A 13763-nucleotide genomic window follows, 5' to 3' on the forward strand; every position below is an offset into this window, starting at 1 on the left:
AAGTTTATTTTTATTGAAATATAAGGTAATCTATGTGTAAAGGTATACATTTAGCAAGAGAGAGGATGATAGTTGTGAATACATTCAAATGGATGAGTCATGAACAGATGTATGTAGATGAAATACATGTTGAAAAATGTGGTCCTCTTTCAGTCGGCGTATATGGGGGAAATCAAGAAAGTGATGCATATGAACGAGGAGATGCGGTACTTGCTTGGTGGGACCCTGAATTACAATTTGAATTTGTTATGATTTTTGATACACACCACAAAACAAAAAATATTGATTATATAATAGAAGCGATTTCAGAAAGAAAAGAGAAATTAAAAGAGTTATTTTCCTATCCAATACATTTAGCTTTTCATCATACACATATGTACTTATTAGCGTTATTTACAGATGAGTTATTTATTAAAAAGTGTGATCAAGATGATGAGGAACTCGCTTGCTTAATTTGTTTACGAAAAGGCGAATTTTTATATTGGTTATCAGTTGGTGATTGTTTCGCGTATTTATTCCATTCTGAGAAAACGAAAAATGGAAAAGGACGATTAAATAAACGGAAAAATTACGAATATATTGGCAGGAAAAATATTTTTGCAGCAAATACACCTTGCTTTACGTCAGGTGTAAGAGGATTAGAAAAAGGAATGAATCACATTGTAATGGCAACGGACGGTATTTTAGAGTGTGACAAACGAAGGTTTGATGATGATCAATCTTTAGTAGAAATATTACACGACGGAAATAGCTTGCAGATTGAGCCCGTATTAACAAATGTACTACAGTGGAAAGGTAGAGACTGTGCCACGATTATTGGATGGTCTATTGATACTGATAATAAACAATGTGCTAATTAATATAAAAGGAGTTCAAGGTTTTTATCCTTGAACTCCTTTTTGTTAAGCAATATGGATGTGATATGTTTTCAACCATTCATTTACTTGTAGCATATACTCCATGGCACTTCTTGCTTCAAAATTGTTAATCACTTTATTACTTTGATCAGCAATTGAAAGTAAGATGGAATGGTTAATAAGTGAGAAAATAGGATTGTTTTTATTGTTACACATATCAAGTGTTAAATTACGGATTGTTTGTAAGTAGTGTGGATCTTGTGAAGTTGGATAAGCGCTTTTTCTTCTATTGCGTACATCGTCAGGTAAAGCTGGTTGTAGTGCTCTACGTAAAATGCCTTTTTCAATATTATCAATACTTTTTATGTTGAAAGGAACATTCCATAAATATTCAACTAATCTATAATCGCAAAACGGTACACGAACTTCAAATCCAACAGCCATACTCATACGATCTTTACGGTCAAGTAAGAAAGGAAGGAATCTTGTTAAAAATAAATAAAACATTTGACGTTGTTTCGCGGATTTTTTACTTTCGCCTTCAAGAGTAGGTACTTCAAGTATCGCTTCTTGGAATCGTGTATCAATATAGTCTTCTAGATTACATTGGTTACTTACTTCATTTAGTAGAAGAGGAGATGTGTTTTTACAATTTGTTAGCCAAGGAAACTTATCTACATATAGTAGTTCTTCTTGATGAAACCAAGGATATCCACCGAATACTTCATCAGCCGATTCGCCGGATAAAGCTACGGTCGCATCTTTTTTCATTTCGCAAAATAGTAAATATAGTGAAGTTTCCATTTCACCAGCACTCGGTAAATCTTTTGCATGAAGGGGAACGAATAAGTGATTTGCTAATTCTTCAGCATTCACAATAATATCATGATGCGCTGTCCCGACATGTTCAGAAACGCGTTTTACCCAAGGAGCGTCTAAACCAGTGCGAGCAAATGTCAGTTCGAAATCTTTTGCGCTATTTACAAAGTCAACAGAATACGTATGAAGTGTTTTATTTTCAGCAGCAAATTCTTTACCCGCAAGTGCAGTAATACCGCTAGAGTCTAATCCGCCTGATAACATACAAACGAGAGGAACATCGGCAATTAATTGTCTTTTTACTGTATCTTGTAAAATAGACAAAATATGCGAAGATGTATCTTCTATAGAGTCTGTATGGAACTTACTTTCTAAATTCCAATACTTCGTAACTACTTTTTTATGACGTGTAAATGTTATAGAATGTCCAGCACGTACTTCTTGAATATGTTTAAAGACGCCACATCCTGGAGTGCGAAATAAGCCTAATCCAAATATTTCATTTATTCCATTCGCATCAATTTCAGCAGGGACAGATGGATGCGCTAATAATGCTTTAATTTCAGAGCCGAAAATAATACTGCCATTTCTTTCTGTAAAAAAGAGTGGTTTTACACCTAAATGATCTCGTGCTAAAAACAATTGTTGCTTCTGATCATCCCATAAGGCAAAAGCGAAAATTCCGTTTAAATGTCGTACGCAGTCTTCTTTCCATTCTAAATAAGCATGTAGTAATACTTCTGTATCTGAATGGGTTTCAAATGCATGCCCACATTTTTGAAGCTGCTCTCTCAGTTCACGGAAATTATAAATTTCTCCATTATAAGTAAGAGCATACGTATAATCACCAGCACGAAATGTCTTAGGCTGTGTCCCGCCTTCTGGATCAATTACAATTAAACGCCGGTGTGCAAAGGCCGCATGAGGTGAAAACCAAAATCCTTCAGCATCCGGACCACGATGCTCAATACTATTTGCCATCTTTTTTAAAATAACATGTTGATTTGAAAGGTCTTCCTTCCAATCTACCCAACCTGTAATTCCACACATACACATCTCATCTCCTAATTTTAAAAATAGATTAATGAAATAAAATGTACACTAAATTAAAGAGTGACTATATAAATAGTGTACTACATGAATTAAATTGCAGACTTGAGAAAGTTTTCTTTGAATGCATAGTTATGTGAGAAAATGGCTAAGGGAAAGTATTCCATTACATACAAAAAATAAAAAAGATGAGAGAAAAAATTTTCTCAGACGTTATATAGGGTGTAAAAGCTTTTACAAAACAATAAGGGGAATCGCTACATGAAATCAAATGAGAAAAATTTTATAAAAAGATTACAGCGGCAAAAAGAAGACGCGTTAGAATTCGTTGTCGATACATACTTACCACTCATAAAGGGGATCACGCATAAAGTTCTACTTCCCATTCAAAATGATGGACTCATAGAGGAATGTATAAACGATATATTTCTTTCCATTTGGAATAACGCAAATAAATTTCATGGAGAGCCGAGTGATTTTAAAAAGTGGATTGCAGCGATTGCGAAGTTTAAAGCAATTGATTATTACCGGAAATCGACTAAAACAGTAGAAATCATTTCAGATGAGTTTCATATCAATACAGAAAAATCAGCAGAAGACGAATTAATCGTTATGGAAGATAGGGAAGAATTATTGAAGCTCATTAATCAATTAGAACCGCTAGATCAAAAGGTGTTCATTATGAAATATTTACTTGGTATGAAGACAGAGGAAATAGGTGACAAGTTAGGATTAACTCGGGCAGCAATTGATAATCGAGTGTACCGGGGGAAAAAGAAACTACAACAAAATGCTACGAAAATTAGTTTTGGAGGTAGTGCAATATGAAAGACATTTATGAACTATTAAATGATATTGATATAGATGAAAAAGAACTAGAAGAAATTGAGGCTTCTGAAATTGAAAAGGAAAAAGTAAAACGAAATGTAAAACAATCGATACGTACGAAGAAAAAGATGAAAAGTTGGAAGAAGGGTGTCGCTGCTGCATCTATTTTAGTAGGATTATCGGTTGCAACTCTTGGTATCGGTTTTCCTACATATGCCGGGGGATTGCCAATTGTAGGTGACATATTCCGATTTTTAGATAATGGTAGAACGGGGTTATATGAAAATTATAAGGAATTTTCGACTGAGTTGAATATGACAAAAGAGAGTAATGGGGTTAAGGTTACAATTAATGATGCTGTATTCGATGGTAGAACAATTACAATTACATATTCTATTGAGAGCGAAAAAGATTTAGGAGAGAAACCGTTCCCATTTGGAAGTCCGCAAGTTATGGGCTTTAATGGCGGAGGAGGTAGTTCGAACGTTACAAAAGTTGGAGAGGGAAAATATGTAGGTATGACTACGATGAGTGGTCATGGTAGTGAAAGGTTAGATGTTGCAAATGTTTGGTGGGATATAGAGGCAATTGAGTTGGATTATGAAGGTAATGTAATAAAGGGAAACTGGAATTTTGCGCTTAGTTTAAAAGCAATGGATAGTAAGGAAGTAAAAGTTAATGGGGTTTCTGAAAATGAATTAATAAAAGTAAATATAGACAAAATGGAAGTAACTCCGATGTCATTTATCGTTTTTTTCAATCAGGAAGAATCTAAGGTATTAAGAAGTATATGGGATAGTGCGGATGTTGAGTTAGAAATAAAAGATGATTTAGGAAATCATTATGCCGGTGAAGGAAATGGCGGAAGTAGTACAGTAGCAGAGCCACATAAAAGTAGTTGGAGTGCCACCTTCCAAAAACTAAACGAAAATGCAACAAATCTTATCGTTACACCTCGCGTGCACTTGCGAGTACATACACCTGAAAATCATGGTGGAGTAGAGTATGTGAATGGGAAAGAGAAGAAAATAGAAGTGCCGAAAAAAGAAGCGAAGAGCAAAGATATTGTGTTAGATGATATTGTCATTGATTTAAAGAAATAAAAGAAAGACTGCCTAAAATCATTTAGGCAGTCTTTTTTCGTTAAGAACTAGTGACGAATAGTGCATGCGGATGCTGCGTTTTATACTCATCTTTCCACGGAATGTTTAGTTGTTCCCACGATTCGCCGCTATCATTGGATTGAAAGACGCCATTGTTATTTAACGTGTAGAACGTATGTGGTTCGGCTTCGTTTGTCGCAAACATCGAAATGACTGTACCGATTGCAGATGGTAATCCTTGTTGTACTTGTTGGAACGGAGTATCTTTCGTTTTTCGATAAATATAAGATTCATAAGGGATACGATGATGAGCAAGATCAGCACTTGGCGCAGCAGAAACGAGAATCGTATCACAATCAGTTGGATCGATAGCCATGCTGTATAAATAATGATGTTCAAGTCCTGCACTACATGAGATCCAACTGTTTCCATTGTTATAACTCTCAAGATAAGCACGATCAGGTCCGCCCATAAATCCGTCACCACATGATGCATAAAGGCGATTTGGTGCTTCAGGGTGCATAAGTAATTGATGAGCATCGATAGGAGCACCGAATTTTTTATCAATCCATGTATGCCCTTTATCGTTACTTTGAATAACAGCACCAGCTTCGATTGAAACGTGTATTGTATTAGGGTTATTTGGGTCAACTGTAATCCAGCGTACGTGATGGGTAAAAGGTCTAGGCGGAAATGCCCACGTATAAGAAGATAATAATGATTTCATATTTTTAAGTTCAGTCCACGTTTCACCACCATTTTCAGAGCGAAATAAAGCGCTCGGTTCTGTGCCGACATAAACGACACCATATCCGTTAACTTGTTCATTTGAGCTTATTGTTATGGAAGTGATAGAGGAGTGCAAAATACCATCTTCTTTAGGGAAATCAAAGTAACGATAGGAATCCCCAATTGGTCTCCATGAATCCCCACTATCGTCACTTAACCAGAGACCTCGTCCAAATGTTCCGCAATATACACGATTCTTTTGAAATGGATCAACAGCGATACAGGTAGGTTGCATATTTTGTAAGTGATAAGTCGTTTCATAGTTATCATTGTGTTCTTTCACTACAACAAGTTCACGTTCCATACAGAGAAATAAACGTTTCATTTAAGTAACCTCCTTAAAAATTCTTTCATTAGTAAACAATATGAAAATAAAAAAGAAGTAGTCTTGTTTTATTTGAGAAAAAGGGATTGTTTAAAAAATAGCGAAGTGTGTATACAGAGGAAGCGGGCGTTTACAATCAGTCAATTCGGGATAAACACGGGGAGTTTGTTTCATACTAACATACAGATATTGTACTTAAAGGAGTATTCGTATGGGACATTCACATGATCACGGTCATTCTAACAATAAAAAGGCGTTACTAATTGCCTTCCTACTAACAACAAGTTTTATGATTGCAGAAGTTGTTGGTGGATTTGTAACAAATAGCTTAGCACTACTATCTGACGCGGGGCATATGCTAAGTGATGCAGTATCTTTAGCTTTAAGTTTACTTGCGTTTAAGCTCGGAGAAAAAACAGCAACAACTGCGAAAACATACGGGTATAAGCGAGTCGAAATGTTAGCAGCATTATGTAACGGTGTCGTTCTTATTGTCATTTCGGTATACATTTTTATTGAAGCAATCCGTCGTTTTAAAGAACCAGTTGAGATTGCTAGTAATGGGATGCTCATTATTGCAGTCCTTGGTCTGCTTATTAATATTTTATCAGCTTGGATATTAATGAGAGGCGGAGATGTGAAAGGTAATTTGAATTTAAGAAGTGCTTTCCTGCACGTACTAGGCGATCTATTGGGTTCCGTCGGAGCGATTATTGCTGCGTTACTTATTAAATTTTTCGGATGGACTGCTGCAGATGCGATTGCTAGTATTCTTGTGTCTATTTTAGTCATTATTAGTGGATGGCGTGTAACACGTGATACGGTTCATATATTAATGGAAGGTGCACCACAGCACATAAATGTTGAAGAGGTAAAAAGTACGTTATTAAATATTCCGATTGTCAAAGAAGTTCATGATTTGCACATATGGTCTGTCACATCAGATTTTCAAGTATTAACATGTCATCTTATTATTAAAGGGAATGAAACGCAAAGTGTATTAAAAGAGGCTACGTATGTATTAAAGGAGAAATTTCATGTAGAACATGTCACCATTCAAGTAGAAATAGATGGTGAATTTAATCATGATGACACAACTTGCAAAGTATGAAAGAAAAAGGATAAGAAAAAGTGTCATAACATTTTTCGCGCGGCATACATATATATAATGTGGCCACAAGTACTTTGCAAGGTAAATATTTCATGAAATTACTTTACTTATAAAGAGTCATCTTTTATAATCAAAAGTGGTAATTGATAGAGATTATCATTTTCAATGATCGTAGAAAGGAGTTTTTTAAAAGATGAGTAGTCAACTCCGTTTTGCTGTTGAAAATCGTAAGAGGCATTTAATTGATGAGTTAATTGGAGCAGGTGTGTTTAAGATTCGCGACCGACAATTATACGAGCTGTCTTTAGAGGAATTGGAAAAAGAGTACGAAGATATGGAAGATTATGCAAATGTTCAGGCGTAGCTATATAGATTAGTAAAAGGAGAGCTGGTTACGATTTTGTGTAACCAGCTCTCTTTTTATTTCGTAGAAATTATTTTTTGTATTTCTTTCATGGGACGGAGCCAGTTTTGGGTCATTATTTGTTCCATTTGTTTTTCGTCCTGCTTCTGTAATGCTTGAATGATAGAGTGATGTTCTTCAATAGATTGACTTGCTGGAACAAAGTTTTGGAAAAACAAATATTCAAGACGTAAAACGTGAAGTTGCATATTTTCTAGAAAGGGTTCAATATATTGGTTTTTAGCAATAGAAGAAATTGTATTGTGGAATTGTATATCTAATTCTAAAGCTTGTTTTGCGTTTTTTTTCTCTATAGATTGCTGAAAATGCTCATTTATTTCAGAAAGTAGTTGAATATCAGCGTCTGTAATGTTTTGAAGAGCTTGCTTTCCTATAATAGAGTGAAGACCAGCCATCGTTTCATAAATGATAGATACGTCGTCTAACTTAATAGGAGCAATTTTCGTTTTTTGCCCTGGTACCATTTCCACTAATCCAGAAAGCTCTAATATTTGAAGTGCTTCTCTTACAGGTGTTCTGCTTACTCCTAGTGCCTCAGCCAATTCCCCATCATTAATTTTTTCATTGGGCTTCAGTACACCTTCAATAATCCAATTTTGTAGTTGATTTAAAACGAGTGATTTTGCTGAAACTCTTCCTGGTTTTTTATAATTTTGAGGGACAGGCATAGTGAATTCAATCCTTTCATTGTATATTTTCCTTTTTTGCATGAACAAGCTTTAATTTTTGTTTCCCTTCATCCGGCTTTTGGCTTAAGATGAGCACCATTACAATGACACAAAAAGCGCCTAATAACTGAAAAGATTGAAATGGCACTTGCAATATAAGTACAGAAGAAATAATAGCTGCGAGTGGTTCTGTGCAACCAAATAATGTTGTTTCTTTCGGAGTCAGGTATCGTATGCTGTCTAAGTATAAATAAAAGGCAATAAGTGTCCCGAAAATGACGACAAATGTGATGAGCGGTAGGGTACTTAGTTTTACATATTTCATAGTTGATAATAAAATGAATTCGTTTGTAGAAATAAAGTGTACAATCGTTACACCAATACCCCCAATAATCATGCCCCATCCAACGATAACGGAGGAAGACCATTTTTCTAACAATTCCTTTGAATATAAACTATAAAAAGCGAGAGATAATCCAGATAAAATCCCCCAAATAATAGCTGGTGTAGAAACAGCCAAGTTATGAACAGACCCGTTTGTTAGTAAGAGAAAAGTGCCTACTAATGAAAGGGTAATTGAAATGAAATCAATTTTTGATGGACGAACGTTCCATTTGAAAAGTAAGTATACAGTGATGAATATAGGAGCTAAATATTGTAATAATGTTGCCACGGCAGCATTTCCTTCTTTAATTGAAGCGAAATACGTATACTGTACAGCAAGCATACCGAATAGACCAAACAAAATCATTTTAATAGCATCAGATTTTTGTTTCCAAATGCTAAATATCTCTTTTTTTCTCGTTCCGAATGAGGAAATAATGAGCAAAATAATTCCAGATATAAGTAAACGGATCGTAACTAACCATTCGGTTGAAACATTGTCATATTGAAAAAGTTGCTGTGCAGCTGTACCAGACAAGCCCCATAAACAAGCACCGATTATGACCATTATAATTCCTTTTAATCGATTTGAATCCATATGATCTAAAATTCTCCTTTCTAAAAATACAAATTGAATACAATATGCAATATATCACAGAATGACGTGTTAATAAACTGAAATTTCTAATTTGTTTTTTATGTATAGTAAAATATTGTAGAGGAGGGGGAGTATATGTTAGCTGGATTTTTAGTTTGTTTATTTGTTGGGTTACTTATCATTTTTTTAGGGTATCAAATACATGTGAAAAAGAGGTTGTTTTTGTTAGCAGGATATCAAGAAGAAACGTTTGTTGGAGATAAAAATAAATTAGCGAAGCTTTCAGGAGCATTTTCTTATATAGTTGGAGTTGCTACTATAATATTACCGCTTGGCTTAGAAAAAATAGGTAATGTAGTTGGTATCGTATATGCTATATTAATTGTTTTAGGTACAATTGTATTCATAATTAAAGCAAACCTATTAAATAAGAGTGCTATAAAGTAAAAAGGCTTCATTCTACTGAAGCCTTTTATTAATTGTTATGAAGTATAAGTAAAAGCCGGGATAGGATCAATAAATGTATTCCAGTTTTGTTGCATTTCTTTTTCTGTTAATAAACAATCATCTAATGATTGTTCAATTAAAGAACAGTTCATATCAATTCCGATAAATACGAGTTCGGTTATTCGATCTCCATATTGTTTATCCCAGTTTTTCAATACTTCTGGTTCTTCTGTAATCATTTGATTTTTTTCAGTTTCAGGTAATGCCGCTATCCATTCACCGGCTCCTTGAATTGTAATAGAGGAGCCTGCTTGAGATAGAAGCCCTATCATATTATTACGAGATGCCAACCAGAAGAATCCTTTCGCTCTTACAACATCTAAAGGCCATTTTTCTAGCCAATTCATAAGGCGCTCGGGATGGAAAGGATATTTGCGGCGGTAAACAAAAGAAGTGATACCATATTCTTCTGTTTCCGGTGTATGATGATCACTGTTTAATTCTTGTATCCAGCCGGCCGATTGACTAGCTTCTTCATAATTAAATAGATTTGTGTTTAAAATTTCTTGTAATGGTACTTTGCTAAACGAAGATTCAAGAACTTTTGCATTAGGATTTAATTTTTTTAGTAAATGATGAAGCTCTATCACATCTTCTTTTTCTAGCAAATCTATCTTATTAAGAATAATTACGTTTGCAAACTCAATTTGATCTATTAATAAATCAATAACTTCTCGGGTATCATTCTCATCGATTGCTTGTTTTCGGTCTAATAAACTTTCTCCATCTGCAAAATCATCCCAAAATCTATTTGCATCTACAACTGTAACCATCGTATCGAGGCGACAATTTTTCGTTAAATCAATGGTAAGAACTTCGTCTGTATAAGTAAACGTTTGAGCAACTGGAATAGGCTCACTTATACCAGAAGATTCAATAATAATATAGTCAATATCACCATTTTCCACAAGACGATTCACTTCTATCATTAAATCTTCTCGTAGTGTACAACAAATACAGCCATTTTGAATTTCTACTAGTTTTTCCTCCGTACGTGAAAAACCACCCTTTTTTATAAGAGATGCATCAATGTTTACTTCGCTCATATCATTAACGATAACAGCTACTTTTAGGTTATTCTTATTAGTCAAAATGTGATGTAGTAAGGTAGTTTTTCCAGATCCTAAAAAACCACTTAATACAGTGATAGGTACTTTTTTCATGAAATGATCTCTCCTTTAAATCGTAATGATTACGTTTTATATTAAACGATAGGAAAAGAAAAATCAATAATAAATCATAATGATTACGATTTAAGAATAGAAATAGACTATAAAATTTGTGCTGTAGTATGAAGGATTTGGACAAGCACATGTTTACATATAAATAAAATGGAGGCGAGAAGCTTGGTCTTTAATAGAGTTTCAAAAGAATTAGTAGGCATAGCTCTTATCGCTATGTTTCTCTTTTTATTATTTTTTGTAGATTTTACAAGTCTAGTAAATTTGCACAAAAATATACCGCAGGAATGGCTGAATGTGAATACGGTATTTTTAAGTATCATTTTTGAAGCAATACCTTTTATTTTATTAGGGGTAATTGTTTCTTCATTTATTCAAGTGTTTGTGACGGAAGATATGATTCAAAAAGTAATGCCGAAATCTCCAATTGTTGCAATGATTCCAGCAGTATTTGTGGGAGTTCTTTTTCCAATGTGTGAATGTGTCATTATACCAATTGTAAGAAGGCTCATTCAAAAGGGGTTACCACTTCATGTAGGCATTGTTATTTTACTGAGTGCACCCATTATGAATCCAGTCGTTTTTTTATCTACTGTATATGCGTTTCAAAAAAATGATTACGTTGTATATGCACGTTTTGGGATAACAATTCTAGTTGCTCTATTCATAGGTCTAATTGTGTATTATTGCTATCGCGAAAGAAATGTTTTAAAAGACGTAGAGGTTTCAGTTCAAACAAGCAAAAAAAAAGAGTTGGAAAGATGTTATGAATCACACTGTAGATGAGTTTTTTGATACTGGTAAGTATTTATTGATTGGTGCTTTTTTAGCAAGTGTATTTCAAACGTTTTTTGATCGAAATGTACTGGATGCAGTAGCACATAACGAAGTAATTGCTCCCGTTATTATGATGGGGTTTGGTTATGTTTTATCAATTTGCTCTGCAGCCGATGCTTTTATAGCTGCGTCTTTTGGACATGTTTTCTCGATAAAGGCACTTCTCGCATTTCTTGTGTTTGGGCCTATGCTTGATATGAAAAATACGTTAATGCTATTTGCGTATTTTCAAAAGAGATTTGTATTCTTTTTGATGGGAATTGTCATTGTATCTGTGTATACCATCGTGCAAATCATAATGTTATAGGAGGTGAGAAAGAATGGAGAAAGAGGAGCAGAAGGCATATCATCGCTATATTCGTGGCATTATTTTAATTGGTTTAGCAATGCTCTTATTTAAACTACTTGTAACAGGGAATATTTATAATTTTATCGCTCCAAAAATGATCAAATTTACGTATATAGCTTTTGTAGTAATTTTAATTTTTGGTATTGTACAAGTTTGGGGGGATGGAAGAGAAAAACAGCATGATTATAATTGTTGTAAACATCATACAACATCAAAATCAGGGATAAAAAGTTTCTTTGTATATGTTTTATTTGTTGTTCCGATAGTTAGTGCTTTTCTCTTTGGAAGTGTAACAATTGATGGAAGTTTAGCAGGAAAAAGGGGTATGAATCAAAGTGTACAGGCGAGAAGTCTGGAAAGAAACGAAAAAGAGGGGAAACAGGTTAAGTTTGATGAGCGAGAAGTATTAGTTGATTCAGAAGAAACATCAAATTTAGCAACGACTTATAAAACGGAAGAGCAAGTAGTAAAAAGTATGTTAGGACAGCGTAAACTACAAGTAAAGGATAAGGATTATGTTCAAACAATGAATGTAATTGGTCAAAATGTTAATTGGTTTAAAGGGAAAGAAATTACATTCTTAGGGTTTATATATAAGGATAAAGATGTGACGGGTAATAAAGCAGTAGTGGCTCGATATGGCATAACTTGTTGTATTGCGGATGCATCAGTCTGGGGGATGATTGTTACCGGGAAAAAGATTGAAAAAATTCCAGAAGAAACATGGGTGAAAATAACAGGATTATTAGATGAAACGACATATAAAGGAACAGTTTTTCCACTTGTAAAAGTAAACAAAATCGAGAAAATTAATAAGCCAACTGACCCATATGTATATGATGCTTTACCTCAATAGAAAAGAATAAATTCTTCATATTTTCATGAAATAGAATCATAATCAAGGCGATAAAAAAATAAAGATAAGAGTAATTTGGTTTGTTAAAAATATGTGCAGAAGGAGTTATGCGATGAACTGGGTTACTCATAAACCATCATTTGAATTTGAAACATTTAGTCCTATTATTCGGTCACAATCTGCGTGGAGTGGACATTTAGATTTTGCATATGACTTAGTACGATTTGAAAAACCAGAAACTTTAGTTGAGTTAGGTACACATTTAGGAGCTTCCTTTTTTAGTTTTTGTCAGGGAGTAAAAGATGGAGGGTTATCGACTAAATGCTTTGCAGTAGATACTTGGGCTGGAGATGGGCATACAGGTCCATATGGAGAAGGGGTTTTTCAAATAGTAGAAAAAGTAGTGAGCGATAACTACCTTAATATAGGAAATTTAATTCGATCTACTTTTGATGATGCTGTAGACCGGTTTCAAGATGAAACGATAAATCTTTTGCATATTGATGGCTACCATACGTATGAAGCTGTTTCTCACGATTATAATACATGGCTACCGAAAGTCGCGAAAAACGGTATTGTATTATTTCATGATATTGAAGTTAGAAGTAGTGATTTCGGCGTATATAAGTTTTGGGATGAGGTAAAAGCGAAGTACCCTCATTTTCAATTTGCGCATTCATATGGACTGGGAGTGTTATTTCCGAAGGGTTGTAGTGATAAGTTTGAGGAAATACTTAAAAATAAAGAAGAAATACAAAATATGTATAAATAAAGATAGGGCATGCATCATTTTAATGATGTGTGTCCTATTTTTGTGTGGAAAATAATAGTGTGAATTAAAAAGTGAAGATAGTTGTAAAAAGTTTTATTGCAGCAAATATTAAAAAAGTTAGTATGGGATTTTTCTTTGTAAATAAAGTGAAGCTTTAATACGTTCATATCAATTCGGAATTTTACAGTAGTTAATTTCTTACCTAAGTGCTTTGCACTTACTGAATTTTGAGACGGGGGTCTTATTGGTCGAAAATATCGGGATAAATAAAAATACAACATTTTTTATATTTTTCATTGCGAAAA

Annotated in this window: 13 protein-coding genes and 1 pseudogene; 9 read left to right on the plus strand and 5 right to left on the minus strand. The window is 34.1% G+C overall.

Annotated elements, in window-relative coordinates:
- Positions 1–32 precede the first annotated feature (32 nt).
- Entirely contained in the window at positions 33–860 is an 828-nt protein-coding gene (locus MKY21_RS08605; protein ID WP_001999549.1) for a protein phosphatase 2C domain-containing protein, read from the plus strand.
- Positions 861–902: 42 nt separating this feature from the next.
- On the opposite strand, the gene asnB is transcribed toward MKY21_RS08605, so the two are convergent.
- Entirely contained in the window at positions 903–2726 is a 1824-nt protein-coding gene (gene asnB, locus MKY21_RS08610; RefSeq protein ID WP_341075935.1) for an asparagine synthase (glutamine-hydrolyzing), read from the minus strand.
- Between the two features lie 261 nt (positions 2727–2987).
- Here asnB and MKY21_RS08615 point away from each other — a divergent pair, with 261 nt between their 5' ends.
- Complete coding sequence (locus MKY21_RS08615; RefSeq protein WP_089148926.1) at positions 2988–3554, plus strand: sigma-70 family RNA polymerase sigma factor; 567 nt, start codon at positions 2988–2990, stop codon at positions 3552–3554.
- Entirely contained in the window at positions 3551–4657 is a 1107-nt protein-coding gene (locus MKY21_RS08620; RefSeq protein ID WP_098616248.1) for a DUF4179 domain-containing protein, read from the plus strand. Before MKY21_RS08615 ends, MKY21_RS08620 begins: the two co-directional genes overlap by 4 nt.
- A 40-nt stretch (positions 4658–4697) precedes the next feature.
- Here MKY21_RS08620 and MKY21_RS08625 read toward each other — a convergent pair whose 3' ends face one another.
- Positions 4698–5771, minus strand: a complete 1074-nt coding sequence (locus tag MKY21_RS08625; protein WP_065704425.1) for a WD40/YVTN/BNR-like repeat-containing protein — start codon at positions 5769–5771, stop codon at positions 4698–4700.
- A gap of 211 nt (positions 5772–5982) precedes the next feature.
- On the opposite strand from MKY21_RS08625, the gene MKY21_RS08630 reads away from it, so the two are divergent.
- The gene (locus MKY21_RS08630; protein WP_016117538.1) at positions 5983–6882 is read left to right on the plus strand and encodes a cation diffusion facilitator family transporter; all 900 of its coding nucleotides are present in this window, start codon (positions 5983–5985) and stop codon (positions 6880–6882) included.
- A gap of 193 nt (positions 6883–7075) precedes the next feature.
- On the plus strand, positions 7076–7246 hold the full coding sequence (gene fbpA, locus MKY21_RS08635) for a Fur-regulated basic protein FbpA (RefSeq protein WP_000098303.1): 171 nt from the start codon (positions 7076–7078) through the stop codon (positions 7244–7246).
- A gap of 56 nt (positions 7247–7302) precedes the next feature.
- Here fbpA and MKY21_RS08640 read toward each other — a convergent pair whose 3' ends face one another.
- Together MKY21_RS08640 and MKY21_RS08645 are read right to left on the minus strand one after the other, a co-directional pair.
- On the minus strand, positions 7303–7974 hold the full coding sequence (locus tag MKY21_RS08640) for a GntR family transcriptional regulator (protein WP_001145065.1): 672 nt from the start codon (positions 7972–7974) through the stop codon (positions 7303–7305).
- Positions 7975–7990: 16 nt separating this feature from the next.
- On the minus strand, positions 7991–8956 hold the full coding sequence (locus tag MKY21_RS08645) for a DMT family transporter (RefSeq protein ID WP_000378087.1): 966 nt from the start codon (positions 8954–8956) through the stop codon (positions 7991–7993).
- 135 nt (positions 8957–9091) lie between these two features.
- Between MKY21_RS08645 and MKY21_RS08650 the strand changes: the two genes are divergently transcribed.
- Positions 9092–9403, plus strand: a complete 312-nt coding sequence (locus MKY21_RS08650) for a DUF3784 domain-containing protein (RefSeq protein WP_000879375.1) — start codon at positions 9092–9094, stop codon at positions 9401–9403.
- Between the two features lie 35 nt (positions 9404–9438).
- Here MKY21_RS08650 and MKY21_RS08655 read toward each other — a convergent pair whose 3' ends face one another.
- Positions 9439–10626 carry a GTP-binding protein gene (locus MKY21_RS08655; protein ID WP_000757681.1) on the minus strand — a complete coding sequence of 396 codons (1188 nt, stop codon included), beginning with the start codon at positions 10624–10626 and terminating at the stop codon, positions 9439–9441.
- A 183-nt stretch (positions 10627–10809) separates the two neighbouring features.
- Between MKY21_RS08655 and MKY21_RS08660 the strand changes: the two are divergent.
- From MKY21_RS08660 to MKY21_RS08670, 3 genes and pseudogenes are all read left to right on the plus strand, one after another.
- A pseudogene (locus tag MKY21_RS08660) lies at positions 10810–11788 on the plus strand (permease).
- 13 nt (positions 11789–11801) lie between these two features.
- A complete protein-coding gene (locus MKY21_RS08665; protein WP_341075940.1) occupies positions 11802–12686 on the plus strand; it encodes a TIGR03943 family putative permease subunit in 885 nt (294 codons plus the stop codon).
- Between the two features lie 112 nt (positions 12687–12798).
- Positions 12799–13458 (plus strand): class I SAM-dependent methyltransferase, encoded by a 660-nt coding sequence (locus MKY21_RS08670; protein WP_001104673.1) that lies wholly within the window; start codon positions 12799–12801, stop codon positions 13456–13458.
- The last annotated feature ends 305 nt before the right edge of the window (positions 13459–13763 follow it).

This window comes from Bacillus sp. FSL R9-9497, from assembly GCF_038005805.1.
GTDB classification, from domain to species: domain Bacteria; phylum Bacillota; class Bacilli; order Bacillales; family Bacillaceae_G; genus Bacillus_A; species Bacillus_A cereus.